Annotated in this window: 25 protein-coding genes; 11 read left to right on the top strand and 14 right to left on the bottom strand. The window is 38.4% G+C overall.

Annotated features, from left to right (window positions below):
- Positions 1 to 121 precede the first annotated feature (121 nt).
- From ASG01_RS02695 to ASG01_RS15955, 3 genes are read right to left on the bottom strand one after another with little or no spacing between them, the layout of a single operon-like run.
- A complete protein-coding gene (locus tag ASG01_RS02695) occupies positions 122 to 640 on the bottom strand; it encodes a CinA family protein (protein WP_055862097.1) in 519 nt (172 codons plus the stop codon).
- 23 nt (positions 641 to 663) lie between these two features.
- A complete protein-coding gene (locus ASG01_RS02700) occupies positions 664 to 2,175 on the bottom strand; it encodes an FAD-dependent oxidoreductase (RefSeq protein WP_055859519.1) in 1,512 nt (503 codons plus the stop codon).
- A 49-nt stretch (positions 2,176 to 2,224) separates the two neighbouring features.
- A complete protein-coding gene (locus tag ASG01_RS15955) occupies positions 2,225 to 2,395 on the bottom strand; it encodes a hypothetical protein (RefSeq protein ID WP_157844171.1) in 171 nt (56 codons plus the stop codon).
- A gap of 204 nt (positions 2,396 to 2,599) precedes the next feature.
- Here ASG01_RS15955 and ASG01_RS02705 point away from each other — a divergent pair, with 204 nt between their 5' ends.
- Positions 2,600 to 4,033, top strand: a complete 1,434-nt coding sequence (locus ASG01_RS02705) for an SDR family oxidoreductase (RefSeq protein WP_055859522.1) — start codon at positions 2,600 to 2,602, stop codon at positions 4,031 to 4,033.
- 106 nt (positions 4,034 to 4,139) lie between these two features.
- Positions 4,140 to 5,882 carry an FAD/NAD(P)-binding protein gene (locus ASG01_RS02710; protein ID WP_055859525.1) on the top strand — a complete coding sequence of 581 codons (1,743 nt, stop codon included), beginning with the start codon at positions 4,140 to 4,142 and terminating at the stop codon, positions 5,880 to 5,882.
- A gap of 292 nt (positions 5,883 to 6,174) precedes the next feature.
- Here ASG01_RS02710 and ASG01_RS02715 read toward each other — a convergent pair whose 3' ends face one another.
- On the bottom strand, positions 6,175 to 6,771 hold the full coding sequence (locus tag ASG01_RS02715) for a Crp/Fnr family transcriptional regulator (RefSeq protein WP_055859528.1): 597 nt from the start codon (positions 6,769 to 6,771) through the stop codon (positions 6,175 to 6,177).
- A gap of 119 nt (positions 6,772 to 6,890) precedes the next feature.
- On the opposite strand from ASG01_RS02715, the gene ASG01_RS02720 reads away from it, so the two are divergent.
- The 3 genes from ASG01_RS02720 (at position 6,891) to ASG01_RS02730 (ending at position 10,621) form a co-directional block, all read left to right on the top strand.
- Complete coding sequence (locus tag ASG01_RS02720; RefSeq protein WP_055859530.1) at positions 6,891 to 8,882, top strand: heavy metal translocating P-type ATPase; 1,992 nt, start codon at positions 6,891 to 6,893, stop codon at positions 8,880 to 8,882.
- Between the two features lie 82 nt (positions 8,883 to 8,964).
- On the top strand, positions 8,965 to 9,372 hold the full coding sequence (uraH, locus tag ASG01_RS02725) for a hydroxyisourate hydrolase (protein WP_055859533.1): 408 nt from the start codon (positions 8,965 to 8,967) through the stop codon (positions 9,370 to 9,372).
- Positions 9,373 to 9,496: 124 nt separating this feature from the next.
- Positions 9,497 to 10,621, top strand: coding sequence for a cysteine desulfurase family protein (locus tag ASG01_RS02730; RefSeq protein ID WP_055859536.1), 1,125 nt, complete (start codon positions 9,497 to 9,499; stop codon positions 10,619 to 10,621).
- A gap of 6 nt (positions 10,622 to 10,627) precedes the next feature.
- Here ASG01_RS02730 and ASG01_RS02735 read toward each other — a convergent pair whose 3' ends face one another.
- From ASG01_RS02735 to ASG01_RS02755, 5 genes are all read right to left on the bottom strand, one after another.
- The gene (locus ASG01_RS02735) at positions 10,628 to 12,862 is read right to left on the bottom strand and encodes a xanthine dehydrogenase family protein molybdopterin-binding subunit (RefSeq protein WP_055859540.1); all 2,235 of its coding nucleotides are present in this window, start codon (positions 12,860 to 12,862) and stop codon (positions 10,628 to 10,630) included.
- 19 nt (positions 12,863 to 12,881) lie between these two features.
- The gene (locus ASG01_RS02740) at positions 12,882 to 13,901 is read right to left on the bottom strand and encodes an FAD binding domain-containing protein (RefSeq protein ID WP_055859543.1); all 1,020 of its coding nucleotides are present in this window, start codon (positions 13,899 to 13,901) and stop codon (positions 12,882 to 12,884) included.
- On the bottom strand, positions 13,898 to 14,377 hold the full coding sequence (locus tag ASG01_RS02745; protein ID WP_055859546.1) for a (2Fe-2S)-binding protein: 480 nt from the start codon (positions 14,375 to 14,377) through the stop codon (positions 13,898 to 13,900). Before ASG01_RS02745 ends, ASG01_RS02740 begins: the two co-directional genes overlap by 4 nt.
- 83 nt (positions 14,378 to 14,460) lie before the next feature.
- Positions 14,461 to 15,054 carry an NTP transferase domain-containing protein gene (locus ASG01_RS02750; RefSeq protein WP_055859549.1) on the bottom strand — a complete coding sequence of 198 codons (594 nt, stop codon included), beginning with the start codon at positions 15,052 to 15,054 and terminating at the stop codon, positions 14,461 to 14,463.
- Between the two features lie 5 nt (positions 15,055 to 15,059).
- The gene (locus ASG01_RS02755; protein WP_055859552.1) at positions 15,060 to 16,172 is read right to left on the bottom strand and encodes an XdhC family protein; all 1,113 of its coding nucleotides are present in this window, start codon (positions 16,170 to 16,172) and stop codon (positions 15,060 to 15,062) included.
- 112 nt (positions 16,173 to 16,284) lie between these two features.
- On the opposite strand from ASG01_RS02755, the gene ASG01_RS02760 reads away from it, so the two are divergent.
- From ASG01_RS02760 to ASG01_RS02785, 6 genes are read left to right on the top strand one after another with little or no spacing between them, the layout of a single operon-like run.
- Positions 16,285 to 17,079 (top strand): sulfite exporter TauE/SafE family protein, encoded by a 795-nt coding sequence (locus tag ASG01_RS02760; RefSeq protein ID WP_317038766.1) that lies wholly within the window; start codon positions 16,285 to 16,287, stop codon positions 17,077 to 17,079.
- Positions 17,080 to 17,085: 6 nt separating this feature from the next.
- Positions 17,086 to 17,328 (top strand): MoaD/ThiS family protein, encoded by a 243-nt coding sequence (locus ASG01_RS02765; RefSeq protein ID WP_055859558.1) that lies wholly within the window; start codon positions 17,086 to 17,088, stop codon positions 17,326 to 17,328.
- A gap of 1 nt (position 17,329) precedes the next feature.
- Positions 17,330 to 17,746 (top strand): molybdenum cofactor biosynthesis protein MoaE, encoded by a 417-nt coding sequence (locus ASG01_RS02770; protein ID WP_055859560.1) that lies wholly within the window; start codon positions 17,330 to 17,332, stop codon positions 17,744 to 17,746.
- Between the two features lie 18 nt (positions 17,747 to 17,764).
- Positions 17,765 to 18,652 carry a formate dehydrogenase accessory sulfurtransferase FdhD gene (gene fdhD / locus ASG01_RS02775; RefSeq protein ID WP_055859563.1) on the top strand — a complete coding sequence of 296 codons (888 nt, stop codon included), beginning with the start codon at positions 17,765 to 17,767 and terminating at the stop codon, positions 18,650 to 18,652.
- Positions 18,636 to 18,986, top strand: coding sequence for a DUF7009 family protein (locus ASG01_RS02780; protein ID WP_055859566.1), 351 nt, complete (start codon positions 18,636 to 18,638; stop codon positions 18,984 to 18,986). The genes fdhD and ASG01_RS02780 overlap by 17 nt, the downstream gene beginning before the upstream one ends.
- Before the next feature lie 18 nt (positions 18,987 to 19,004).
- Positions 19,005 to 21,359, top strand: coding sequence for an FdhF/YdeP family oxidoreductase (locus ASG01_RS02785; protein ID WP_055859568.1), 2,355 nt, complete (start codon positions 19,005 to 19,007; stop codon positions 21,357 to 21,359).
- Between the two features lie 12 nt (positions 21,360 to 21,371).
- On the opposite strand, the gene ASG01_RS02790 is transcribed toward ASG01_RS02785, so the two are convergent.
- The 5 genes from ASG01_RS02790 to moaA are packed head-to-tail and all read right to left on the bottom strand — an operon-like array spanning position 21,372 to position 25,694.
- The gene (locus ASG01_RS02790) at positions 21,372 to 22,409 is read right to left on the bottom strand and encodes a HesA/MoeB/ThiF family protein (RefSeq protein ID WP_055859571.1); all 1,038 of its coding nucleotides are present in this window, start codon (positions 22,407 to 22,409) and stop codon (positions 21,372 to 21,374) included.
- Entirely contained in the window at positions 22,406 to 22,996 is a 591-nt protein-coding gene (locus ASG01_RS02795; protein ID WP_238584495.1) for an NTP transferase domain-containing protein, read from the bottom strand. The genes ASG01_RS02790 and ASG01_RS02795 overlap by 4 nt, the downstream gene beginning before the upstream one ends.
- Before the next feature lies 1 nt (position 22,997).
- Entirely contained in the window at positions 22,998 to 23,474 is a 477-nt protein-coding gene (gene moaC, locus ASG01_RS02800) for a cyclic pyranopterin monophosphate synthase MoaC (protein WP_055859578.1), read from the bottom strand.
- The gene (locus ASG01_RS02805) at positions 23,475 to 24,671 is read right to left on the bottom strand and encodes a molybdopterin molybdotransferase MoeA (RefSeq protein WP_055859581.1); all 1,197 of its coding nucleotides are present in this window, start codon (positions 24,669 to 24,671) and stop codon (positions 23,475 to 23,477) included.
- Positions 24,672 to 25,694, bottom strand: coding sequence for a GTP 3',8-cyclase MoaA (gene moaA, locus ASG01_RS02810; RefSeq protein WP_238584496.1), 1,023 nt, complete (start codon positions 25,692 to 25,694; stop codon positions 24,672 to 24,674).
- Positions 25,695 to 25,779: the final 85 nt, after the last annotated feature.

The following is a 25,779-nucleotide window of genomic DNA, read 5'->3' on the forward strand; positions in this document are numbered from 1 at the left end:
CATTATCTTTCAACATGCTACACATTTGCAAATGCATAATAAATTTTTCTTCAACAGGATGTAAATATAGCTCAAATAATTAAATAGTCCACAATTTAATTTGATAATCTACCATACAATGCTATCTGGCAGAATGAGTGCACTTATTGGCAATAAGTTTATTCAGTTCACATTTCAGACAGCCTAAAATAAATTCTGAATAATACAGCTGTGCCTCCTTTCCTACCGTATCAAGATCGAGTTCCAGTTTTTTAGTAAAAATAATTTCGCCATAATAAGCAAAACTGAAATACGCAAAAAGTTTATCATCACTTTCGGGAACAGGCACTGCATAGCCTGTAACGCCGATTCCCCAGTCGGTACGGAAAAGTTTAGATACACCGACAGCCATTTGCTGCGAAATTTTTTCTGAAACGCAGTTGCAGCTTTTAGCTTCAAGTTGATTGACCTCAAGCAGACGGACCTTTTCACCAAGCGAATAGGCTGTAATTCCGCCCCGGAAGAAATCCGAAGCTTTATCCATCTGCGAAAACGAAAACTGCAGAAAACCCGACGTGACGCTTTCTGCAACGGCAATACTTTCTTCATTTTTATGAAAACAGTTCGCGATATCTTCTAAAATATTCTTCTGGATTTCCATAATTTTTTCATTTTTAAATTGCATTAAAGTCCTAAATCAATCCTCGGCAAATCATCAGTCGCAGGCGCGTTCAGCAGATTTCCTTTAATTCCGAAACGGGAACCGTGACACGGGCAGTCCCATGATTTTTCGGCATTATTAAACCGAACTTCACATTTCGCGTGCGGACACGTACTTTTTACAATATGAAGTTTGCCGCTTTTTTCCTTGTAAATCGCATAATTGTCGTCTTCATATTTCACGATTTTCCCGCCATCATCTTCAATATCTGTCAGAGAATTCAGCTTCTCAATAAATATTTTATCAGCAATCATCGTGTAAGCGACGTCGGCATTTTCCTTCACAAAACTTGAAAATCCAGCAATCGGTTTTACACGTGTAGGTTTAAAAAGACTTTCATATTCACTTTCGTTTCTTATAATTAGATCTGAAATAAGCTGGCTGCTGAGCGTTCCGAAGATCATTCCGTTTCCACGAAAACCTGTGGCTACATAGATATTGTCCTCGCCCGGCGATTTTCCAATGTATGGCAAACCGTCAGTCGGCTCGTAATACTGGCTCGACCATGAATAGACAATTTCTTCCACATCAAAATGCTCACGGACGTAGTTTTCAAGATTTTTAAAACATTCTTCCGTATTTTCAATATGACCTGTTTTGTGATCTTCACCACCGGCAATCATCAGCATTTCGCCTTCTATATCATGCGTTCGGTAATATCGGTACGGATCGTAAAGATCATAACCAAGCTCGGTAGGATATTCTCCATTAAGTTTTACAGCGATCGCGTAGCTTCTGTAAGGTGCATTGGTAAAGTTGAAAATATTATTTCCCGGAGGAATATGCGTCGCAAAAACAAGATTTTTAGTGTATACAATTCCTCTAGAAGTTTTTATTTCTAAAAGATCCTGCTCTTTATCATGTGAATCATAACGGCAGTTTTCAGCAATTTGTCCTCCGGCATTTTTAAAAGCCTCGCACAACGCGATAACATATTTTACCGGATGAAACTGCGCCTGACCCGGCACCTGCACCGCTTTTTCAAAAGGAATCGGAAAAGGAATCTGCTCGGTTTCAAAGACTTCGTGACCCACTTTCCCGCTACCTTCCACGATTTCATCAAGCTGCTTTACCTGCTTTTTATCTAAAGCAAAAATGTAGGCGTTCTTATTTTTGAAATCACAGTCGATACTGTATTTAGAAATATTGTTTTTAATTGTACTAAGCGCAGAAAGTGCACTTTGAAAAAGCAGTTTCGCATTGTCGTCACCAAAATCCCTGGCTGCCTGAGCATAAGTTGTGTCAAAGAAATTATTCAGGTGTGCGGTAGTTCCGCCAGTTGTTCCGAAAGCCACATTAGACGCTTCAATCAAAAGACATTTCTGTCCTTTTTCCTGCAACTGTAATGCTGTTGAAACGCCGGTAATTCCTGCACCCACAATAACGGTGTCGAATTTCTGCCCAATTTCAAACGCTTCTCCAAAAGTTTTAACATCTTTCTGCCAAATACTTTTTCTGGCTCCGTCTCTGTTCATATCTATATTTTTTGGTGTGGTTGGTTATGATTTAATCTTTAATGAAATTTTATTTTTTACTCGCCGAATCTTTTACCGGCGCAGCCACCAAAGTATCTACAGGATGAGGATACGGGATTTTTTCCTGTTTCACAGGCTCAGAATCTTTCCTTGGATGTTTATCGTCGCAGCTCACAGCGAAAATTGCCCCAAAAGCCACGATAAGGCAAACGGTTTTCATATAATAGATTTTGGTGTATCGTAAATCTACAGTCTTTAGAATTATTGGGCTATGATCGCGATCATACCACGAAATTCAACTTTCTTCAAAACAATCTTCGTATGCTCCTGCAATGAATAAAAACTTTAAAAATTCATGGTATCAGTTTTGTAAATATTTTAATATAATTCTCCTATAACTTTTTAGCTAAAAAACACATTTTAAATGAAAATTTTACTCACCGGCGCCACAGGTTACATCGGCAAAAGACTTCTCATACAATTGCTGACCGATGGCCACGACGTGGTTTGCTCGGTGCGCGACAGTAAAAGATTCGACACTTCGCTTTACAGCAATTTTCAGCATAAAATTTCGGTGATTGAAAACGATTACCGAAATGGAAAAACGATGAGCGAACTTGATAAAGATATTGATGTCGCATTTTATCTGATTCATTCGATGTCTGCCGATGAAGATTTCAGCAAAGCCGAAAAACTTTCGGCTCAAAATTTTTCTAAAAAACTAGAAGAAACCCATTGCAAACAGCTTATTTATCTCACAGGAATTGTGAATGAGGAAAATCTTTCAAAACATTTGCAGTCGAGAAAAGATGTTGAAAATGAACTGCGGTCTTCAAAATATGCACTTACCGTATTACGCGCCGGAATAATCATCGGCTCAGGATCTGCATCTTTTGAAATAATCCGCGATCTGGTTGAAAAACTTCCGGTAATGGTTGCTCCAAAATGGCTCAAGACCAAATGTCAGCCAATTGCGATTCGTAATGTTATTCAGTTTTTAATGGGGACAATGCTAAAACCTTTCACTTATGACAGACATTATGATATTGCCGGCCCGGATGTACTTTCTTATAAACAAATGCTTTTAATTTTTGCGGAAGAAAGAAAACTGAAGCGCACGATCATTTCGGTTCCTGTTTTAAGTCCGAAAATCAGTTCGTACTGGCTTTATTTTATCACATCTACTTCCTATACTTTAGCTAAAAATCTGGTCGAAAGCATGACTATTAATGTGATTGCAGAGAAGAATGATTTAGCAGAAAAACTCGGAATTGAGCTTTTAGATTACCGGAAAAGTTTACAGTTGAGCTTTGATAAAATCGAGCAAAACGATGTTCTTTCAACCTGGTACGATTCGTTTGGAAGTTACCGCTACGCCGATACTGTCTGGAATTTTCTGGAAGTTCCGAGCAGAGGTGTTTTCAAAGACCGACGCGAAAAAACTTTAAAAAACGAAAAATATACACTTGATAAAATATTTGGTATCGGTGGAAAGAATGGCTGGTACTATGCCAATTTCCTCTGGAGCATTCGGGGTTTTATAGACAAACTTTTTGGCGGCGTTGGCTTAAAACGCGGTCGGAAAAATTCGAAAAATTTAAAACCGGGTGACAGTTTAGACTTTTGGCGAGTGCTTTATGCCAACCGTGACGAAAAAAGACTTTTACTTTTTGCCGAAATGAAAATGCCGGGCGAAGCGTGGCTCGATTTCAGAATAGAAAACGGCAAAGTGATACAGGAAGCGACTTTCCGGCCTGTGGGACTTTTAGGGCGACTCTACTGGTATGCAGTTTTGCCTTTCCATGGATATTTATTTAAAGGGATGCTAGACAAACTTGCTGACGAAAGTGCTTCGTGATTATTTAAAGCTATGATTAAAGTCATAGCGATAAAATTTATTTTATTTTAAGTAAGCAAATTAAGGTATATGTTTTGAATCACAGCATACAACTTGATTTAAAAACATGGATAAAATAAATTCCAACAGTATAACGCTCGTTGGCGGCGGTCCTGCTGCACTTTTTATGATGAAACATATCGTTTCTCAAAATTTGAAACCTGAAAAAATTACCATCATTGAACGCTACGACCGTCTCGGTGTTGGGATGCCTTACGGAAAATACGGTTCGAAAAAAGAACATATCGCTAATGTTTCGGCAAATGAACTTCCCGAACTTTTTGAAGATGTGAAAAGCTATATTTCAAAACATCCTGCAGATAATTTCCCGGAATATTATAAAAACGGAAACATCAATGAATATGAGGTTTTACCAAGACTTTTTCTCGGAGATTATCTTGAAAATCAGTTTGATTCTTATATAAAATACGCGAGAAAATCAGGAATTATAGTTGATATTTTACTTGAAACTGAAGTAACAGATATAAAACCTTCTCACGGCGATTCATTTACGGTTATTACAGATTCAGAAAAAATTCATACAGATTTGGTAGTGATCTGCACCGGACATTTTTGGGGTAAAACACATGAAAACTCGACCGAAAACTGGTATGATTCGCCATATCCGCCTTCAAAATTTACTTCAGAAAACAATTATCCTGCGGCAGTTCGCGGAACTTCTCTAACAGCCGTTGATGCGGTGAAGACGATTTCGCGTTTAAACGGTATTTACAAGGAAAATGCAGACGGCAGTCTGAAATATGTTTTAAATGAAAACTCACCCGATTTTAAAATCGATATGTTTTCAAAAGGCGGGTATCTTCCTGCATTGCGGTTTCATTCCGAAGACGATTCTTTCTCAACTGACTGGACGATGAGTTTGGATGAAATTTTTGATTACAAAAAGAAAAACGGCGGTTTTGTTGATTTGGATTATGTCTTTAAGGAAAAATTTAAATCTCCATTAAAAATAAAAGATCCAAAATTTTACGAACAGATTAAAGATCTCAGCATCGAAGAATTTGTTGAAAAAATGATGGAAATCCGAAAGAGCAAAGACAGTTTTGATCTTTTTTCAGAGGAATTTCGAGAAGCTGAAAAATCAATAAAGAAACATCAGTCGATCAGCTGGAAAGAAACTTTATCGGCTTTCAGCTATGCGGTAAATTATCCGGCTAAACATTTTTCGGCAGAAGATATGATTCGTCTCCGAAAAACTCTGATGCCGCTCATCACGATTATTATCGCTTCACTTCCGCAGTCGAGTTACCGCGAATTGGTTGCGCTGCACGATGCAAAAATTATCAGCCTCATCTGTGTCGACGAAAATAGTCATGTTGAACCTCATCAGAAATCCGGATGCATTTATCATTACACTGACGAAGATGGTAATGCGCACGAAAAGCATTACCGTTTGTACATAGATGCAATTGGCCAGCAGCCTTTGGAATTTAATGATGTTCCTTTTGACGGTTTGAAATCAAATGGCGTTGTAAGCCCAGGTTATCTGAGTTTTAAAAATTTTGAAGAAGGAAAATTAATGTTTGAAAAAGGTGATCCGATGGTAAAAGAGGGCGGAAACAATAATTTTTACATGAAAGTGAAAGGTTTGGGCATCAATGATCATTTTCAGGCGATCGACAGTTTTGGTGTAGCGAAAGAAAATCTTTTTATCATGTCGGTTCCGTTTATTGGCGGTTTAAATCCTGATTATTCCGGGCTGGATTTTTGTGATACAGTGAGTGAAAAAATTGTGAATGTCTTGAAAAACGGCTACGAATCTGTTCTGAAAAAAGCCTCATTGTTTTAAAATAAAGAAAAACTGAAAAAGCTATTGCAGTATTTCTAAAAACGTTTTATATTTGCACCACTGAAAACGGCACATCAGCCGCATTCAGGAGAGATGGCAGAGTGGTCGATTGCGATAGTCTTGAAAACTATTGACTGTAACAGGTCCGGGGGTTCGAATCCAGATCAAAATAAGCTAAAATGCTGTAAACTATATTGTYTACAGCATTTTTTTGTTTAAAGTTTAAAATGAAATAAGAGATTAAAAGAATTATGGAATCTTAAACATGAGGTTGAAAAGTAATTATTATTAATCAGTAATAAATTTTTCCATTCTCAATCTTTAAAAGCTGCATTGCCTGCATTTTTTTGATTACTCTGATGATGGTTTCTATGCGTAAACCGGTGAGTCCCGCCAGATTATTTCTCGTAAAAGGAACCTGAAAAGAGTAAGGTTCTTTCTGATCAAAATATTGCTTCAGATAATCCAGTAACTTTTGAATTCTAATCATCGGATCTGTTATAGCCAAAAAAGAAGATATTAAATATCTGAAATGTAGCCTTTCTGCAGTATAGCGATTGACTGCCAGTAAAATTTCCGGATTTTCTTCTACCATCTGCAAAAAACCTGCGTCTGGCAGAACAATGATGCCGGATGGTGAAATTGTGGACGCGGTAATGCCGTATGGTTTTTCAGTATACAAATAAGACTCACCAAAACAGTGACCGGCAAACGGAAATCCGTGCACAAATTCTTTTCCGTCATCAAATATATTACAGATTTTCACAATGCCTTTTTGAATTTGATAGTAGTTTTTTACGCTTCCACCCTCATCGAAAATCACATTGTTTTTGGCGAAATTTTTTATTTCGGCGCCGTATTTAAATAAAGTATCTTCATTGATGACCATAATTACTGATCCTGATTCTGTAAAATTAAGAAAATAAATTATGCCTGAAAATCTATGCATATAAACGTAGCATCAGTATTGCATTTCTGTCTAAATAATTTTCAAATTAACTTTAAAACATGTCAAAAGAATGTTGTTCCGCTGAAGACAGTAGAGATATAAAAGACAAAGCAACTGACCGAAATCATGATGACCATCAACATGATCATAATGATGAAGATGGACACAGTCATGAACATTCTGATCAGACACCTTTTCAGCTGTTTTTACCAGCCATTATTTCATTTGTTTTATTACTTCTCGGAATCGCTTTCGATCATTTTTTTCCGCAGAATTGGTTTCAAGGTTGGGCAAGAATTTTTTGGTACGCAGCGGCTTACCTTCCGGTTGGATTACCCGTTTTGAAAGAAGCTTCGGAAAATATTATAAAAGGTGATGTTTTTTCTGAATTTTTTCTGATGGTCATCGCAACGGTAGGTGCATTTTCGATTGGAGAATATCCGGAAGGTGTTGCGGTAATGCTTTTTTATTCTGTGGGAGAAGTTTTTCAGACTTTGGCAGTGACGAGAGCAAAAAGTAATATTAAAACTTTGCTGGATCAAAGACCTGATGAGGTAACGGTTTTAGAAAATAATTCGCCTAAAACCATTAAAGCGTATCAGGCAAAAATTGGCGATATTATTCAGTTAAAACCTGGCGAAAAACTGGCTTTGGATGGAGAATTACTAAGTGAATCTGCATCTTTCAACACCGCAGCTTTAACCGGAGAAAGTAAACCTGATACTAAAAAAAAGGGTGCAAACGTTTTGGCAGGAATGATTAATCTTCAAACCGTTGCGCAGGTAAAAATCACTACAGCTTATGAAGACAGTAAGTTGAGCAAAATTCTTGAACTGGTTCAAAATGCAAATTCTCAAAAAGCACCAACCGAACTTTTCATCAGGAAATTTGCGAGAATCTACACGCCTATTATTGTGGTTTTAGCGATTTTAATTTGCCTGTTACCTTGCTTTTTCGTGGTTGATTATATATTCAGAGATTGGCTGTACAGATCTTTGATTTTCCTGGTAATTTCATGTCCGTGTGCTTTGGTGATCTCGATTCCATTGGGTTATTTTGGAGGAATTGGAGCTGCTTCAAGACATGGAATCTTATTTAAAGGAAGCAACTTTTTAGATAAAATTGCCAACATCCAAAATGTTGTGATGGATAAAACCGGAACGATGACCGAAGGCGTTTTCGAAGTTCAGGAAGTGAATATCAATTCAGATTTTGACCAAAATGCATTACTCGAAATGGTGAATGCTTTGGAAAGTAACAGCAACCATCCCGTTGCGACGGCGATTCACACATACGTTGGCGAAATTGATTCATCACTGGAAATTACAAATGTTGAAGAAATTGCAGGTCATGGTTTGAAAGCTGATGTAGAAGGGAAAGAGCTGCTGGTCGGGAATTTTAAATTGATGGACCAGTATAAAATTCAGTATGGTATTAATCCAGCTGATATTATTTATACCGTAATTGCGATTGCTTACGACGGAAAATTTGCGGGTTACATTACGATAGCAGACAAAATTAAAGAAGATTCAAAGTTCACGGTTGAAAAATTGCATAAGCTTAAAGTAAAAGTGACAATGTTAAGCGGCGATAAAAGTACCGTTGTAAAATATGTGGCTGATCAGTTGGGAATTGATAATGCTTTTGGAGATTTACTTCCGGAAGATAAAGTGAATAAAGTAAAGGAAATAAAAGCCCGAAATGAAAATGTTGCATTTGTTGGTGATGGTGTGAATGACGCTCCGGTTGTAGCTTTAAGTGATGTAGGAATTGCAATGGGCGGATTGGGAAGTGACGCTACGATTGAAACCGCTGATGTTGTAATTCAGGATGATAAACCTTCAAAAATCCCTGTAGCAATCAATATCGGCAAGAAAACCAAACAGATTGTGTGGCAGAATATTATTCTCGCTTTTGTAGTCAAGGGAATAGTTTTGGCACTTGGTGCAGGTGGTTTGGCAACGATGTGGGAAGCTGTTTTCGCGGATGTTGGTGTAGCTTTGCTGGCGATTTTGAATGCGGTAAGAATTCAGAAGATGAAATTTATTTAGGAAATAAATAAGTTCAAATTGAAAATAGATCCTGATCTTACTGATACATAGATTAAAAATCATAATATTTAAAATAAAAAAAATGAAATCAATTATCATCACCATTCTCTTAACCGTTTTTTCAGTTGGGACATTTGCGCAAAGCAATAACTTCCAGCTATCAACGCATATTCTTGATATTTCGAAGGGGCTTCCCGCTCCGGGAGTTAGCATCAGACTGGAAAAGCTAAACGAGCAGACTAAAATATGGTCTTTTGTTGACGAAAAAAAGACAGATACCAATGGTAGAATTCCCAATTTTTTACCGTCTGCAGATATCAATAACGGAATTTATAAACTTATTTATCTGACGAGTGATTATTTTAAAATGAATAACACAGACAGCTTTTATCCGTTCATAGAAGTCGTTTTTGAGATAAAAGATAAAAGTCATTATCACGTGCCTATTACACTTTCTCCATACGGTTACTCAACGTACAGAGGAAGTTAAGACTGAGATTTTTTGTACTCAATTAATCACAGAAGTCAATGATTTTTGATCTTGACATTAATATTTAATTCTTATTACTCCAAAATTAAGTCTGATTTTTGCTTTCACATTTTAAATAATTTCTTTGGAACAAAAAATATATTTAGACAATAACGCTACGACAAAAGTAGATTCCAAAGTCGTTTCTGCGATGCTTCCTTTTTTCACCGAACTGTACGAAAATTCTGGAAGCAGCCATCTCGCCGGACTGACCATAAGTGAACATCTGGAAAACGCAACTTATACCGTATCACGGGCAATCGGCGCGAAAGAAAATGAAATTATTTTTACTTCCGGTGCAACCGAAGCTATCAATTTGGCCTTAAAAGGTTTTAAAGCTGATCCAATACAAAACCTCATCACTGCATCCACAGAGCATAAAGCTATATTAGATACGGTCGACAGTTTACAAATTAAAGGCAAAAAATCAATTATAATCCACGTTGGAAGTGATGGAATTATCAATTTTGATGAACTTAAAACTGCACTTTCCAAAGGTTCAGCAATTGTAAGTATCATGCTTTCAAACAATGAAACAGGAGTTTTAAACGATATTAAAAAAATCGCCGGTTGGGTTCATGAGTATGAAAGTTTCTTACTGTGCGATGCGACTCAGGCGGTTGGAAAAATACCGGTGAATGTAAAAGATTTGGGGATTGATCTGATGCCTTTTTCAGCGCACAAATTTCATGGTCCGAAAGGTGTTGGCGGTCTTTATATTTCTTCAAAAATTAAAAAATATCTTCGCTCACAAATCACAGGCGGCGGTCAGCAGAATAATCTGCGCAGCGGCACACTTAATATTCCCGGAATTATAGGAATGGCAAAGGCTTTGGAAATAAACCAGAAAAACATTGAAGAAAGTACTTTAAAAATAAAAAATCTCCGTGATGATCTTGAGTTTCAGCTTTTGAAGACTGAGGGATGTTTTGTGAACGGTTCGCTAGAAAACAGGATATTTAATACAACCAATATCTGCTTTCCTCAAATCTTGTCTGAGAAAATGATTTTGGCCTTAAAAAACATTTCTGTTTCCAGCGGATCTGCCTGTTCAGCAATAACTTCGCGACCGTCACATGTTTTGAAGGAAATGGGTTTAAGCGATAAGCACGCACTTTCTTCCATTAGATTCAGCCTGAGCAAATTCACCACAAAAGAGGAAATTGATTATACCGCAGAAAGAATTAGAGAGATCATTTCCGCGGTATAATGTAATTTAAATCAGTTCATCAAAATGAATCGGAAGATTATAAATTCTCTTTCCGGTCGCATGAAAAACCGCATTGGTAATCGCTGGCGGCATTCCTACTCCACCTATTTCGCCCACGCCTTTTATACCTAAATCGTTCACAAATTTATCTTCTTCGTGCACGAAAAGCACTTGCAGATCATGTATATCTGCATGTACCGGAATATGATATTCTGCCAGATTTTTGTTCATGTACTTTCCAAACTGATGATCAAGAATCGTCTCCTCGTGTAACGCTTTGCTGATTCCCCAGATCATCCCGCCTAAAACCTGACTTTCTGCAGTTTTAGGGTTAATGATTTGGCCGGCAGCAACGGCAGTTAAAGCGCGTTTTATTTCAATTACCCCTAATTCTTCATCGACCTCAACTTCGACAAAAACAGCACTGTGAACGGCTCGTGCCTTTTTTCCGTAGGTGAGCGGATTCGGCATCGATGAATTTTTAGTTTTAATTGGTTTTTCGCTGGCTTCCGCAATTTTCTTTAAACTGAATTTAATGTCCTTGTTATTTTTCAGCAAAACAAAACCGTTTTCAAAAGTCACTTCGTCAAATTTCACATTTGAAAACGAAGACTCAGGTAATTTTTTTGCTGCTTTAAAGATCTTTTTCTTGAGTTCGTCGCACGCGACTTTTACAGCAGAGCCAATTGTCGCTGTCGTAAAAGATCCGCCCTGAATCGGCGCAAAAGGCATCGCACTGCTTCCGTAATTAAACTGAACTTCTTCGATTTTTAAACCTAATTCGGCAGCTGCAATTTGGGTCATCACCGTATATGTTCCCACGCCAATGTCTGTAACTGCACTTTTAAGATCGACCGTTCCAGTTTTATTTAATATCGCTTCGGCACGTCCCAAAATTCTGTTGGCGTCCCACATTCCGGTGGCCATTCCGTATCCGACGAGTTTATTTCCGCGCTTCATGCTTCTAGGCTCGGGATCTCTTTTTTCCCACCCAAACTGTTTCGCACCGCGCAGATAACATTCTTTTAGTTCTTTGCTTGAAAATTCTTTGTCGCTGCTTTTATCAATTTCAGAGTAATTTTTCAGACGGAATTCCACCGGATCCATTTTCAGCTGATATGCCAGTTCATCCATAGAAACCTCAACCGCATGCATTCCCGTACTTCCACCAGGCGCGCGCATATCGAGCGGACTGTAAACATCAAGCGGAACAATTTTATGTTTAAGCAAAGTATTATCAGCAGGATAAAGCATATTGGCCCAGTTTACCACGATTTCCACATAGTCCTCAAACTGTGAAGTTTCTCCGGTTGCCTCATGAAAAATGGCATTTACTTTTCCGTCTTTATCAGCACCAAATTTTGTATGCTGAACCGTTGGTGGCCTATGGCCTATCATGTACATCTGCGAACGGTCGAGCGTCACGCGTACGTTTCTTTTTAAATGCAAAGATGCCATTACCGCCATGAAAAGCTGATGCTGAGGCCGCAATCCGCTGCCAAAAGCGCCACCAACAAAAGGTGCAACAACTTCTACATTTTTCATTTTTAGACCAAAAACATTGGCTACATACATCTGTGAATTGATTGTGCCCTGTGTTTTATCGTAAATTTTAAGCTTGTCTTTTCCTAAATAAAGGACGGTCGTGGCAAACATTTCCATCGGGTTGTGATGCTCAGTTCCATGGCTGAAAGTGCTGTCGTTTTTCACGAAAGAATTTTGATACGCTTTTTCAAAATCACCTTTCGGTTTTGGCGGTGGCGGTTTTAAAAGAGATGCTAAACCTTTCTTCGGTTCCCGCGATTGATCAATCTGAGAATGAAGATCAGTTTCAAACGCTTCTTTCTCATACTCTACTTTTATTTTTTTTGCTGCAAATCTCGCCATCTCAAAAGAATCCGCTACAATCACCGCGATCGGCTGACCATCATACCGTATTTCTTTATCTTTCAGTGGCTTGAAAACCGTACCCGGTGGCGCATCCATGTCGGCATATTTAAAATCAAACCAAGCGGTTGACGGCCGGTTCTCATGCGTGATTATTTCGACAATTCCCGGCAGAGCTTTGATTTCGTCAACATTTATTGATTTTATTTTTCCTCTTGTCATTGTACTGTTAACAACATATCCGAAAAGCAGATCGTCGGCGTCGTATTCACCTGCATATTTTGCGCTTCCGGTTACCTTCAAAGCACCTTCCAGACGATCGTGCGCCTGTCCTATCATTCCTTTATCGGCCATAAAATTTTCTTTAAATAAATTATAATGAAGGTTTTGCACCCGTACGATGCGAAGAAATATCGAGTGCCATTTTGCAGTTTCTGACGATTGCTTTTTTGGCCAGTTTTATTTTAAATTCATTGTACTCAAAAGCTTTCGCATCCGCTAGAATAATATCCGCTGCTTTGCTGAAATGCTCTTCGGTACATGCCTTTCCCTTTAAATAATCTTCTGCTTCAAGGTTTCGCCAGGGTTTGTGAGCAACGCCTCCAAGTGCAATTCTGGCGTCAGAAATTATACTATTTTCAAGTTTAAATGCTGTCGCCACAGAGATCAGAGCAAATGCGTATGACGATCGCTCACGAATTTTTAAATAGGAGTAATTTTCTGAAAAATCTTCATTCGGCAACTCGATTCCGGTGATAATTTCACCTTGCTGCAAATCGTGATCAATTTGTGGCGTATCGCCGGGAAGTTTGTGAAAATCGGTAAAAAGCAGTGAGCGCTGGCCCTGCAAACTTTCGATATGAACTGTTGCATTCAAAGCAGCAAGCGCAACGCACATATCAGACGGAAAAACCGCAATGCAGTTTTCGCTATGTCCAAGAATCGCATGCATTCTATTATAACCGGTTTTTGCAGGACAGCCAGATCCTGGAATTCGCTTGTTACACGGAACGTGTGGATCGTAATAATAATAACATCTGGTCTTCTGCAAAAGATTGCCGCCATTTGTCGCCATATTTCTGATCTGCGCCGAAGCACCGGCTAATATAGCCTGCGAAAGCAAAGGATATTTCTTTTCTATTTCGGGATGATAAGCGGTTTCGGCATTGGTCATTAACGCGCCCAGCATCAGATTTCCACTTTTTAATGTTTTAATCTGTTTTAAATCCTGAATCGCATTAATGTCGATCAAAGTTTCAGATTCGGTGATGAAATATTTCATCAGATCTACGATATTGGTGCCGCCTGCAATGATTTTATTGCTTCTGTCTTCAGACAATTTTGTGGAAGCTTCCTGCAAATCAACAGCTTTTAAGTAAGAAAAATCATTCATAATCCTGCATTTTTAACTTCCATGATGGCATTAATAATTCCCCGGTTGGCACCGCATCGGCAAAGATTTCCACTCATCAAATCCCGCACATCTTCCCTGCTTTCAGCTTTTCCTTCGTCAATCATTCCAATTGCGCTGCAGATTTGTCCCGGCGTACAGTATCCGCACTGAAAAGCATCATGCTTAATAAATGCCCTCTGCAGAGGATGCAGATTTTCGGCCGAGCCGACGCCTTCTATGGTTGTAATTTCTGCACCGTCCTTCATTACAGCAAGCGTAAGGCAGCTCAAAACCCTTTTCCCGTCAACCAAAACTGTACAGGCACCACATTGCCCGTGATCGCAGCCTTTTTTTGTTCCGGTAAGTTTTAAACTATGGCGAAGCGCGTCGAGCAGAGAAACCCAAGGCTTGAGATGTAATGTCTGGGCGGTTCCGTTTACTGTAAACTGTACCGTCTGATGATTATTTTCGGTCATAAATTCTGATTTGGATATTTTGAAATAACAAAAAAAGAACCGTAAAAGGTTCTTCATAACTATTGAGGTATGTTTTTCCGAAATTATATCTGATATTTTTCTAATTTTTCGTAGTCATCTGCGGTATCAATATCAACTGAGCCTTTTTGAAAATCCACGGTTGCCACATCATCAGAAAATCTTTTTAGAAGTGTTTTTGCGCCTTCATTTCCATATAAGCTAAGAAGTTCAGGAAAATATTTTTTATCAAAAAGAACAGGAACTCCGGTTGTTTCTGAGTATTGACAGGCAACAATTTTCTTATGGGAACTTTCTTTTAATTCGATAAGTTTTATAAAAATATCAAAAGTCAGAAAAGGCTGATCGCAGACTGAAAATATGCACTGATTTATATGTGGAAAAGTTTTAAGGATAAATTTTAATCCTTCGGTAACTGAACTTCCCATTCCCGTTTCCCACTTTTTATTTTGAATGAACTCAGCATTTCGAATTTCTTTTAAAATCTCCAGATTTTCATCTCCAACGACCACAATAACATTTTCAGTTACTTTTAATGCTTCATCAATCACATTTTGCAGCAAAGTTTTTCCTTTAAAATGTAAAAGCTGTTTCGGCGATCCCAAACGCGAAGAACTTCCTGCAGCCAAAATAACAATTGCTGTTTCTGAATTTTTCATAAAACTTAATTTCGATCTTCGTGAATCTTTTCTGTTTTAAACTTCAGTGACCGTCCGTTTTTACCTTCGAGAACGGCTTTAATTTCAGCAACAACAGATAACGCAATTTCTTCTGAAGTTTCGGCACCAATGTCTAATCCTACCGGACCATAGATTTTTTTCTTGAGATCATCAGTTACAATACATCCCAAATTTTCCAGATCATCAAACATCCGTTCAAGCTTTGTTTTCGGTCCTAAAACTCCAATATATCTCGCATTTTTATCCAAAAGCTGCTTCAAAACTTCAAGATCGTAACGGTAATTATGTGTCATTAAAACAAAAAATGTCTGCTCATCAATCTGAAAATTTTCTGCGAAATTCTCCGAAAAAATGATCTGCACACTGTCAGCTTTAGGAAAGCGTTCCTTAGTCGTATGCAAATGTCGGCCGTCCGCCACATGTACTTCCCAGCCTAAAATTGAGGCCATTTCTACCAAAGGCTTCACATCATTACCCGCGCCGGCAATCACCAGCGAAACGGCCGCCGGAATAAAGTCGTAAAGCGCTGAAAATTCTTCATTTTTAAAGATTATATCTTTTACCAGCGTTCTTTTATTAATTAAAACCGATTGAAGTTCTTCTTTAAATTCAGAGAATGTTTCAGAGAGTTTAGACAAATTATTTCGGTAAAACACTAGAGTTCCGGGTTGCTTCTGCATTCTGTTTACCGAAAAGAGACAAAGTACAACCGCATCCTCCCGCTTCTCTGCCGTTTTTTTGAGCAACTCAACAGGATTTTCCGCATTATCAAAATGTATAAATTCAAATAAAATATGCACAATACCATTGCAGCCGAGCTGCACGCCAAAATCTGATTCATCTTCTACACTTGTATCGTAGGTCACCAGTTTATTGGTTTGCTGATGAATCGCCAGCAGCGCTTTTTTCAGAGCATCACCTTCCAGACATCCGCCGCTCACCGCGCCGATGAGTTCCCCGTCATCTGTCACCAACATTCTCGCACCAGGTCTCCGGTACGATGAACCTTCAACTTTTACAACGGTTGCCAAAGCTGCTTTTTTAAGATTTTTTTTAGCCGTTTCGTAAGCTTTTATTATATCTGAAATTTCTTTCATAATTGTTTTTGAAAAGTAAAATTTAAGATTCTCAAATGACCGAAAATCATTCCACAAAACAAAAATTTTGTGATCTTGACTCTAAATTTATCCAGAAATAAAAAGTAATTCAATGATAAAACTTCAACATTATTCAGTACTATTGTATGGTATTTTTTCAGGTATGGATTTATTTTTACTGCTGATTTGTTTTTTCGTCATCGCTTTTACTTACGCCTCTGTCGGTTTTGGCGGAGGTTCGAGTTATCTCGCAGTGCTGGCACTTTTCAGTCTTCCTTATGCAGAAATCCGTCTTACTGCGCTGCTTTGTAACATCATTGTGGTGAGTGGCGGCGTGATAATTTACGTTAAAAATAAGCAAACCGACTGGAAGAAAATTTTGCCAATAACTTTGGTAAGTGTTCCGTTGGCTTTTCTCGGAGCAAAAATAAAAATCAGTCAGGAAACTTTTTTTTTAATTTTGGGCTGTACTTTGATAATTGCAGCACTGTTATTATGGCTGAAAACGAGCGACAAAAAACCTGAAGTCAGCAATGTTAGAAATAACATTTTAACCAATGGTTTTTTAGGCGGAATCATTGGATTTATTTCCGGCTTGGTCGGAATTGGCGGCGGAATTTTTCTTTCTCCGGTTTTAAATCTAATGCATTGGGACACCGCTAAAAAAATCGCTGCAACAGCCAGTTTTTTTATTTTGGTAAACTCAATTTCAGGAATCTTCGGACAGCTGTCGAATCTTTCGCACACCATTGATTTTTACAGAATAGGAAGTTTATGTGTGGCTGTTTTAGTAGGCGGACAACTTGGTGCTCGACTGTCACTAAACTGGAATGCACTCATTATCAAAAGAATGACAGCACTCCTTGTTTTAATTGCAGGAGTGAATGTTTTAATAAAATATTGGTAAATTTAGATGAAATTAAAATTATTGGCATTTGGAATCGCCACAGATATTTTCGGAGCTGATAAGATTTTTCTGGAAGTTGATGATCAGACAACAGTAAAAGATTTGAAGCAAATTTTAGAGGAAAAATATGATACACTGAGAAAAATCCGTTCGTATTTTGTTGCGGTTAATGAAGAATATGCAGAAGAAAATCAGATTTTAACATGCGACAGTGAAATTGCAATAATACCGCCGGTAAGCGGAGGATAAAATGACAGATATTCAGATTAAAGATGAGATTCTAGACATCGGTACATGTTTAAAACTGGCGCATGACGAAAGTTGCGGCGGTATTGCAACGTTTATCGGAACCGTAAGAAATCAGACCAAAGAAAAGAAAGTGCTCCGCCTTGAATTTGAGGCTTATAAAGGAATGGCGGTAAAAGAAATGATGAAGATCGCTGAAGAAGTTCAAAGTAAATTTTCGGTAAAAAACGTGGTCATTCATCACAGAACCGGAACTTTACTTCCAGGTGATATTGCGGTGATAATTTTAGTAAGCGACGGTCATCGCGATTCTGTTTTTGATGCCTGTAAATACGCCATTGATACTTTAAAAAAAACGGTTACCATCTGGAAAAAAGAGATTTTCGAAGACGGTGAAGAATGGGTTTCGGCGCATCCTTAGATTAAAAAACACAAACGAATGAATGCTGAGATTGGTGAAAATGCCGCGATTAAACATCTGCAGATTTCAAAATTTACCAGAGTAGAATCTTTCCTAAAAGACGACGATTTGTCGGTAGAAGAACCTTTGGAAATAAGGGTTTCTTACATTGAAAATGATCAGAAATTGCACAAAAATATTTCGGTGACGATGCGTACACCAGGAAATGATGCTGAGCTCGCTGCAGGATTTTTATTTACAGAAGGCATCATCCATTCTGCAGGTCAGATAAAAAATATAGTCCGACCAATCGAAGGCTGTTCAAAAAATGCTGAAAATGTGATTTCTGTTTCTTTAAATGTTAATTTTCAGCCCAATTTTATGACTACAGACCGGAATTTTTACACGACATCGAGCTGCGGCGTTTGCGGAAAATCTTCTATTGATTCAATAAAAACACAAAGTCATTTTAAAAATAATCCCAGACAAAACACTTCAATTAAAAGAGATGTTTTTTTCGATCTGCCGGAAAAACTGAGGACTTTTCAGCAAAATTTCAGCAAAACCGGCGGAATTCATGCATGCGGACTTTTTGATTTTCAAGGAAATCTTTTGGCGGTTCGCGAAGACGTCGGCAGACATAACGCGCTCGATAAACTGATCGGTCAAAGCCTGATGAATAACGTTGTGCCTCTGCAGGAGCATATTTTACTTCTAAGCGGACGCGCAAGTTTTGAACTGATTCAGAAAGCAGCAATGGCAGGAATTACAGTCGTGGCGGCAATTGGCGCACCTTCAAGCCTCGCAGTAGAACTCGCTGCAGAATTTGATATAACGCTGATTGGTTTTTTGAGGCGCGATACTTTTAACGCGTATCATATTTCCGGTCAATTTACATTTTTAGACACAAATGAAAATCAGAATTAAAGACAATACTTTGAGAATGCGGCTTTCACAGTCGGAAGTTTTCACGATGAAAGAACAGGGAAATATTTCCAGCAAAACGGAGTTTATTGACCATACCTTTTATTATATTTTAAAAACAACAGATACAGAAAATATCTCTGCGACATTTTCAGACGGAAAAATCACGCTTGAAATTCCACTAAAAACTATTCAAGAATTTTGCAGCAGCGATCAGGTCGGTTTTGAAGGTGAAAGCGGCAAAGTAAAAATTCTGGTGGAAAAAGATTTTGTCTGCCTCGATAATTCTGCGGAAGACCAAAGCGACAATTATCCCAATCCTAACAGTATCTGCTAAAAAACACACAATTCGGTTATGAAAAATTTTGATTTAAATAAAGTGAACGACTCTCAAAAGTTTCCTGATTCGCAAAATCCAGTTCATTTATCTCATTTAAAACTCACAAAAGTCGAAAAAATTGCGGCAGGTGTTCCGGCTGTATTAGCGGCGTTCAGTGATGTTATTGTTGATCATGCAATAATTCGTGGCACGCGTGCGCTTTTTAAAATGAATCAGCATAACGGCTTCGACTGCCCTAGTTGTGCGTGGCCAGATCCTGATGACGAGCGTTCTGCGCTCGGAGAATACTGCGAAAACGGTGCAAAAGCACTTGCTGAAGAAGCTACATCGAAGAAAATTACACCGGATTTTTTCAGAGATAATTCTGTTTATGATCTGTCGCTTTTAGACGATTATCATATCGGGAAAATGGGAAGAATTACCGATCCGATGTATCTGCCAGAAGGTGCGACGCATTATCAATCAATCTCGTGGGATAATGCATTTAAAAAAATTGGTGAACATCTTAATGCGCTGGAAATGCCCGATGCAGCAGCATTTTATACTTCCGGACGTACAAGTAATGAAGCGTCTTTTGTATATCAGCTTTTTGCAAAAGAATTTGGAACGAATAATATGCCCGACTGCTCCAATATGTGCCATGAAACTTCCGGTACTGCCCTGACGCCCGCTATCGGAATTGGTAAAGGAACCGTAAAACTTGAAGATTTTTATGAAGCCGAATTGATTATTATCATCGGACAAAATCCGGGAACGAATTCTCCGCGAATGATGAGCGCACTTTCATGCGGTAAAGATAACGGTGCAAAAATTATTGCTGTAAATCCTCTGCCTGAAACCGGCCTGATGGGTTTCACTGATCCGCAAAACATAAAAGAAATTCTTCGTGGCGGAAAAAGTCTTGCCGACCTATACCTTCCCGTGAGAATTAACGGTGACATGGCTTTGCTTAAAGCTTTGGAATTGATTCTTATTAAAATGGAAAAAGAAATCCCGGGAAGTGTTTTCGATCAAAATTTCATTGCAGAAAAAACGGTAGGTTTTGAAGATTATTTAAAGCAATTCGATCACTACGACCTCAGTCAGCTCTCCGAACTTTGCGGGATTTCAGTAGAAAAATTGGAAGAAACTGCAGAAATGATCGCACCCTGCAAAAAGATTATTTTCAGTTGGGGAATGGGTTTGACGCAGCAGCCAAACGGTGTGGATATGATTCACGAGATTCTAAATATTCTTCTTCTGAAAGGCAGCATTGGGAAACCGGGTGCTGGAGTCTGTCCTGTTCGTGGCCACAGCAACGTGCAGGGAAACCGCACGATGATGATTAATCACAAGCCAACTGAAGAGCAGCTTGATACTTTGGAACAGCATTTTAATTTTAAAATGCCGCGAAATCATGGTCTTGATGTGGTCAATACAATAAAGGGAATTCACGATGAAAAAGTGAAAGTTCTGTTTTGTCTTGGCGGAAATTTCATCTCAGCGACGCCTGATACCGATTACACTTCTGAAGCTTTGCGAAAGCTGAATTTAATTGTTTCGGTTTCCACAAAACTTAACCGCGGACATCTTGTGCACGGAAAAGAATCAATTATTTTACCGACTTATGCGCGAAGTGATAAAGATATTGTCAACGGTGAGCTGCAAATTGTAACTACAGAAAATTCTATGGGTGTGGTTCAGGATTCCCGCGGAATGCTTGATGCTGTTTCCGATAATTTGTTAAACGAAACCCAGATTCTTTGTCGTCTCGCGATGGCTACTTTAGGTGACCGGACAGTTGTCGACTGGATGCGCTATCATGACAGCTACGATGTAGTGCGCGATGACATAGAAAAATGTATTCCCGGTTTTGAAAATTATAATGTGCGTGCCAGACAGAAAGGTGGTTTTTATCTGCCAAATAAAGCGCGTGACGAACAGAAATTTTCTCCACAACTCCATGATAAAGCGCCATTCACTGTTACTGAAATTCCTGAAAACAAATTGGCTGAAGATGAATTTTTGATGGCAACAACCCGTTCACACGATCAGTTTAACACTACAATTTACGGAATGGATGACCGATACCGCGGCATCAAAAATGAAAGACGCGTTGTTTTTATGAACAAAAAAGACATCGAAAAGCTCGGCTTAAAAGGCGGTGATACGGTGGATCTTTTTAATTTTGATGATGACAAAACCCGCATTGCGCCTCTGTTTATTATCGTACCTTATAGAATTCCGGAGAAAAATGCGGTAACGTATTTTCCGGAAGCAAACGTTTTGGTTTCAGTAAATAATGTGGTGCGCGAAAGTAATATGCCTGCTTCAAAATTTGTAAAGATCAAGATCGTAAAGCACAATCCGGCTTTGCTTAAAAAGAATTAAAAGGAAATAAATTTATTTTGAATCCTGAATTCCGCCACGCAAAGAATAGATATCTAATTGAGGAAACTCTTTTTGGATTAATACTGCTGCTGCAGAACTCCGCTTTCCTGACTGACAGTATAAAACGAGGGATTTTTTAACTTGATTTGAAGAGATAAAGTCTTTTAGATTTTCTGGCTTAATGTTTTTTCCGCCAATATTTTCGTTCGAATGTTCTTCGGAACTTCTTACATCAATCAACTCAAAATCATCGCTGTTTTCATTAAAATCTTTAAATGAAATCTGCTTCACCGACTCCTGAAGCGAGACAATATGTGTTGAAGTGTACTTCGGCAACTTGATCACCTGCGTTTTCCCCGACCGCATATCGATCATCCAAAGTTTTCCGGCAAAAAGATCTGCAGATTTTGTCAGATATTTTATCGCTTCCCCAGCCTGCATGCAGCCAACCATTCCGGCAAGTGCTGGGAGAACGCCGCCTTCACGACAATTCGGAATATGATGCGACGCGATATCTGGATAAACATCGCGGTAATTGGGAGAAAAATTTCCATCAATTTGCTCAACATTCCAAACGCTCACCTGACCTTCAAACTGGAAAATTGCTCCGTATACCAAAGGTTTTTTTGCTAAAACACAGGCATCATTCAGCAGATATTTTGTCTCAAAATTGTCGGTTCCTTCAATAATCAGATCGTATTCTTCAATAAGTTCAAGTACATTTTGCGAATCAATTCTTTTGTTGATAGAAACAATTTTAATATCCGGATTTTGAGCGGTTAATCTTTTTGCCGCAATGTCAACTTTAGACTTTCCGACATCCTCCGGAGAATATAAAATCTGACGGTGAAGATTGCTCACAGAGACGACATCATCATCAACCAAAGCGATCGTGCCGACGCCAGAAGAAACCAGATATTGCGCGGCCGGACAGCCCAAACCACCCATGCCGACAATCATCACTTTGGCATTCTGTAAAAGCTGCTGAGAATTTTCGCCAAATGAAGGCAGCGCAATCTGGCAATTGTACCGTTCGAAATCGGGATTCATTTTTTCTGATTTAATAAAATATTTTCGGCAATTTTCGCTTCGTCCGGTGTATTGACGTTCATCAGACTCTCAGGGTTTTGAGGCTCAAGAATTAATGTATTGCTGTTGATCAGAACTTTTCTGGGACAGGTAATCTCTCGGCCTAAAAATTCAAGCAAAAGAGGATAACTTTTCGGTTCCCAAATCGTGATTAACGGTTCCGGCAAACCATCAAACGGACTTTTAAAAGTGGTAGCTATTTTTTCTGAATCTCTGGAATCTGAAAGATGCTGTAAAGTATTCTGATCTAATACCGGTAAATCGCACGCTACTACTAACCAGGCTTTTTCACGGTCGGAACGCAGCGCAGTGAGAATTCCACCTAAAGGACCAAGATTTAAAAAAGTATCTGAAAGAAATTGATAATCGGGATTCTGAACTTCATTCTGATCATGTCGGCATGAAATAAAAACTTCATCACAAAAATTTCTCAACAAATCTGCCGCGAAAAACTGCTGTTCTTTGCCGTGCCAGTTGATCCGCTCTTTCGCCGTTCCCATTCTTACGCTTTTTCCGCCGGCAAGCACCAGTCCATTGAGTTTAGGCATTTTAAGATCTTTTAAAATCATTTTTTCCGCCGGTTTTTTCCATGAGTTTGATTTCCTTTATCACAATATCATGGCTCATTGCTTTACACATGTCATAAATTGTCAGGGCAGCAAGGCTCGCGCCAATCAAAGCTTCCATTTCGATTCCGGTTTTTGCTTCAACTTCTGCAGTACAGAAAATTTCAATTTCATTAAAATCATTAAAATCAATATTTATAGAACAGTTTTCCATCCCAATCGGATGACAAAGCGGAATTAAATCACCAGTTTTTTTTGCCGCCATAATGCCAGCAATAATCGCCGTCTGAAAAACCGAACCTTTCGCCGTATTGAAATTTGCGTCCTGCAATTTGCTGAAAATATGCTCTGGAAGCTGCACAACTGCTTTGGCAGTTGCTTTCCTGTGTGTAATTTTTTTTGAACTCACATTTACCACTGAAGGTTTCTGCTGATCATCTAGATGGGAAAAATCTTTCATTTAAAATTGATTGTAGCGCCAGATTTTGAAAACCTCGCCTTTTTTAAATTCGTTTTTATCTGAAGGAAACTCCATAAAAGCGTCAGTCTCTGCAAGATGAGAAAAATCTCCTGAACCGTTCGTATCAACCGTTTTTGCGGAGACCGTCCCATCACTATTTTCTTTTAAAACAACTTGAGCAAAATACTGCAGATTCGGCGAAAAGTGTATGTCGTTTTCCAAAATTGCGTAGTTGTGATTTTGTTTTTTTAATCCCAAAGAATTTTCAAGCCAAGGGAGAAAATACCGGTGCAGACAAAGAAAAACCGAAACGGGATTTCCAGGAAAGGCAAAAACTTTTTTTCCTTCTCCTCTGCTTCCAAACCAAAAAGGTTTGCCTGGTTTCTGCTTAATTTTATGAAATATCTTTTTGATTTTTAAATCTTCGAAAGCTTGTGGAAGAAAATCGAATTTCCCCATTGAAACGCCTCCTGAAAGCAAAATCACGTCATAATCATGAAGAAACTTCGCCAAATTTTCTTTTAATAAATCTAAATCGTCATTCAAATGAGCAATATCAGAATCGATATTATATTTTTTTAAAACCGACTGAATTGTAATGCTATTTGATGAACGTATTTGAAAATTATTAGGAGTATTTTCAGTCAGAACAATTTCGTCGCCTGTTGAAATGATGATAACTTTCGGAAGCTTTTTCACCTTCAGCACAATCTTTCCAACTGACGCAGCTATTCCAATAATTGATGCCGTAATCCGCTGATTTTTTAAAACCAAAACATCTCCAAACTTTTTATCTCGACCTTTTTTATGAATATTCTGACCTTCTTTGATGTCAACGTTGACGGTAACTTTTCCGTCAGAAATCGAAATATCTTCGTAGCGAATAACTGTATTTAACGTTTCCGAAACTGCCGCGCCAGTCATAATTTCCACACATTCAATATCATCAGAAACGTGAAAAGGATTTTGTCCGGCCGCCTGAATATCTTTTACATAGAATATTTTGTTTTGAGAGTAATTCTTGAAATCGATCGCCACGCCATCTACCAGAGCCCGGTCAAACGGTGGCAGATCACGGTCTGCTAAAATATCTTCAGCCAAAACTCTTCCCAACGCATTTTGAATACATGTTTCTTCAGTTCCGAAATCCTGAAGATTATCAAAAATGTACCGATCTGCTTCTTCTACCGTAATCATTTATCCACCAATTGTCGCCATAGATTGATGCAATTCTGGCTTTGTTAAAGTTAATTTTTCTGCTTCCCAGCCGTTTTCAGATTTTCCCGAAACAGCTTGAATGATGATTTTCTTTACTTCTTCATCGCTCATTCCATCGCGTAAAGCCTGTTTCAGATCTACTCCACCGCCTTCGTAAAGACATGTTTTCAAAATTCCGGTTGGCGTAACTCTTAAGCGGTTGCAGTCGCCACAAAATGAACGTGTATATGCTGCAATAATTCCGATCTCACCCAAATATCCGGGAATTTTATAATTAACAGAAGTAGAATTTGCAGCAAGCGATAACTGATTTATATCTGGAAAGTGACTTTTAATATATTTTAAAATTTCGCTGTGATTCCATTTTAAATTTACCGTTTTATCCACGTTTCCATTGAAAGGCATTTCTTCAATAAAACGCATTTCGACCGGAAGAATCTTAGTAAGTTCAGCAAGGGGAATGATGTCAGAAATGTTCTGATCTCCCATGACCACAGCATTTATTTTAACTCTGAAATTGTTTTCGATGAGATCATAAAGGGTTTTCATTACAAGATCAAAACTGTTTCGTCTGGTGATTTTATAAAAACGTTCAGCATCCAGAGTATCAAGACTTAAATTAACCGTTTTCACTCCCATTTTTTTCATTGCAGGAATGTGGTTCTGAGTTAAAAGTCCGTTTGTTGTGATGTTTAACTGCTTTAGTTTTTCATTTGCTGAAAGCCTTTCGAGGAGATTGATCATATTCTTCCGCACGAAAGGTTCACCGCCTGTAATTCTGATTTTATCCACACCAAGATCAGTAAATATTTCTGAAAGCCGTATGATTTCATCATCAAGCATCAGATCAGGCTGCTTCGTCCATACCAATCCCTCAGCCGGCATGCAGTAATTGCAGCGCAGATTGCAGCGGTCGATCACCGCAAGGCGCAGGTAATTAATTTTCCTTCCAAATTTATCCGTAAGCATGATTTTCTGATGATATATAACAAAGATAAACATTAGTTTTCACCAAGTTATTATTGCAAAAAGTATTTGTTTTAAATAAAAAAAAGCTGCACCAGAAAGTTGCAGCTAAATGATATTT

Origin of the sequence: Chryseobacterium sp. Leaf180 (assembly GCF_001424585.1) — a bacterium.
Taxonomy (GTDB): Bacteria; Bacteroidota; Bacteroidia; order Flavobacteriales; family Weeksellaceae; genus Chryseobacterium.

Excerpts from the sequence above, each read along its gene's own strand:
- ASG01_RS02695 (WP_055862097.1), bottom strand. The coding sequence starts at position 640 with ATGGAAATCCAGAAGAATATTTTAGAAGATATCGCGAACTGTTTTCAT.
- ASG01_RS02700 (WP_055859519.1), bottom strand. The coding sequence starts at position 2,175 with ATGAACAGAGACGGAGCCAGAAAAAGTATTTGGCAGAAAGATGTTAAA.
- ASG01_RS15955 (WP_157844171.1), bottom strand. The coding sequence starts at position 2,395 with ATGAAAACCGTTTGCCTTATCGTGGCTTTTGGGGCAATTTTCGCTGTG.
- ASG01_RS02705 (WP_055859522.1), top strand. The coding sequence starts at position 2,600 with ATGAAAATTTTACTCACCGGCGCCACAGGTTACATCGGCAAAAGACTT.
- ASG01_RS02710 (WP_055859525.1), top strand. The coding sequence starts at position 4,140 with ATGGATAAAATAAATTCCAACAGTATAACGCTCGTTGGCGGCGGTCCT.
- ASG01_RS02715 (WP_055859528.1), bottom strand. The coding sequence starts at position 6,771 with ATGGTCATCAATGAAGATACTTTATTTAAATACGGCGCCGAAATAAAA.
- ASG01_RS02720 (WP_055859530.1), top strand. The coding sequence starts at position 6,891 with ATGTCAAAAGAATGTTGTTCCGCTGAAGACAGTAGAGATATAAAAGAC.
- uraH (WP_055859533.1), top strand. The coding sequence starts at position 8,965 with ATGAAATCAATTATCATCACCATTCTCTTAACCGTTTTTTCAGTTGGG.
- ASG01_RS02735 (WP_055859540.1), bottom strand. The coding sequence starts at position 12,862 with ATGGCCGATAAAGGAATGATAGGACAGGCGCACGATCGTCTGGAAGGT.
- ASG01_RS02740 (WP_055859543.1), bottom strand. The coding sequence starts at position 13,901 with ATGAATGATTTTTCTTACTTAAAAGCTGTTGATTTGCAGGAAGCTTCC.
- ASG01_RS02745 (WP_055859546.1), bottom strand. The coding sequence starts at position 14,377 with ATGACCGAAAATAATCATCAGACGGTACAGTTTACAGTAAACGGAACC.
- ASG01_RS02750 (WP_055859549.1), bottom strand. The coding sequence starts at position 15,054 with ATGAAAAATTCAGAAACAGCAATTGTTATTTTGGCTGCAGGAAGTTCT.
- ASG01_RS02755 (WP_055859552.1), bottom strand. The coding sequence starts at position 16,172 with ATGAAAGAAATTTCAGATATAATAAAAGCTTACGAAACGGCTAAAAAA.
- ASG01_RS02760 (WP_317038766.1), top strand. The coding sequence starts at position 16,285 with ATGATAAAACTTCAACATTATTCAGTACTATTGTATGGTATTTTTTCA.
- ASG01_RS02765 (WP_055859558.1), top strand. The coding sequence starts at position 17,086 with ATGAAATTAAAATTATTGGCATTTGGAATCGCCACAGATATTTTCGGA.
- ASG01_RS02770 (WP_055859560.1), top strand. The coding sequence starts at position 17,330 with ATGACAGATATTCAGATTAAAGATGAGATTCTAGACATCGGTACATGT.
- fdhD (WP_055859563.1), top strand. The coding sequence starts at position 17,765 with ATGAATGCTGAGATTGGTGAAAATGCCGCGATTAAACATCTGCAGATT.
- ASG01_RS02780 (WP_055859566.1), top strand. The coding sequence starts at position 18,636 with ATGAAAATCAGAATTAAAGACAATACTTTGAGAATGCGGCTTTCACAG.
- ASG01_RS02785 (WP_055859568.1), top strand. The coding sequence starts at position 19,005 with ATGAAAAATTTTGATTTAAATAAAGTGAACGACTCTCAAAAGTTTCCT.
- ASG01_RS02790 (WP_055859571.1), bottom strand. The coding sequence starts at position 22,409 with ATGAATCCCGATTTCGAACGGTACAATTGCCAGATTGCGCTGCCTTCA.
- ASG01_RS02795 (WP_238584495.1), bottom strand. The coding sequence starts at position 22,996 with ATGCCTAAACTCAATGGACTGGTGCTTGCCGGCGGAAAAAGCGTAAGA.
- moaC (WP_055859578.1), bottom strand. The coding sequence starts at position 23,474 with ATGAAAGATTTTTCCCATCTAGATGATCAGCAGAAACCTTCAGTGGTA.
- ASG01_RS02805 (WP_055859581.1), bottom strand. The coding sequence starts at position 24,671 with ATGATTACGGTAGAAGAAGCAGATCGGTACATTTTTGATAATCTTCAG.
- moaA (WP_238584496.1), bottom strand. The coding sequence starts at position 25,694 with ATGTTTATCTTTGTTATATATCATCAGAAAATCATGCTTACGGATAAA.